General features: G+C 56.9%; 1 protein-coding gene. It reads left to right on the forward strand.

The features are described from left to right. Positions 1-614: IS5 family transposase (locus GWG54_RS20635; protein ID WP_167939497.1), on the forward strand; the 614-nt coding region annotated here is incomplete at its 5' end. Between the last annotated feature and the right edge of the window lie 34 nt (positions 615-648).

Genomic DNA, 648 nt, shown 5'->3' on the forward strand with positions numbered 1-648 from the left:
ACGAGGCCGATCTCCCCGCGCCTTCCACGCTGTGTAAGGCGTTTGATCGGATCGAGATGAGCGTCTGTCGAGTGCTGCTGCGCCAGTCGGCGCAGCTGCACGATCCCTCTGAGCACGCTGCAATCGATGCAACATTCTATGAACGAGACCGTGCCAGCCGCCATTACTGCCACCGAACAAACTATCGCGTTCAGACGCTCAAAGTGACAAAACTCGTCGATACAGCAACGCAAGCTGTGCTTGATCTTCATTGCTCGACGACGTTAGAAGGCAGTGACGCGGATCTCTGTGAGCAGATCGCCCGCCGAAATGCGGGCGATCTGCGGTCTCTGGCCGCTGATAAGGGCTATGACAAGCAACAACTCCGCGAACGACTCCGTGACCTCGACATTCGCCCGCTGATCAAACACCGCATCTTCGCGCCGTACGATCACGCGCACAACGCCCGCATTGACGAAGATCGGTACGCTCAGCGGTCAATGATCGAAACCGTCAACTCCGCCGTCAAGCGCTCGCTCGGCTACGCCGTGCGAGCGCGTAGCTGGTATCGAGAGTTCCGTGAAATTGCTCTGATGTGTGTCGTCTACAACATCAAACGTGCCGTCAAACAGTGAAATCCACCGCCTTACAGCGATTCAACAAAGCCCT

Origin of the sequence: Natronococcus sp. JC468 (assembly GCF_012163165.1) — an archaeon.
In the GTDB taxonomy this organism is placed as follows: domain Archaea; phylum Halobacteriota; class Halobacteria; order Halobacteriales; family Natrialbaceae; genus Natronococcus; species Natronococcus jeotgali.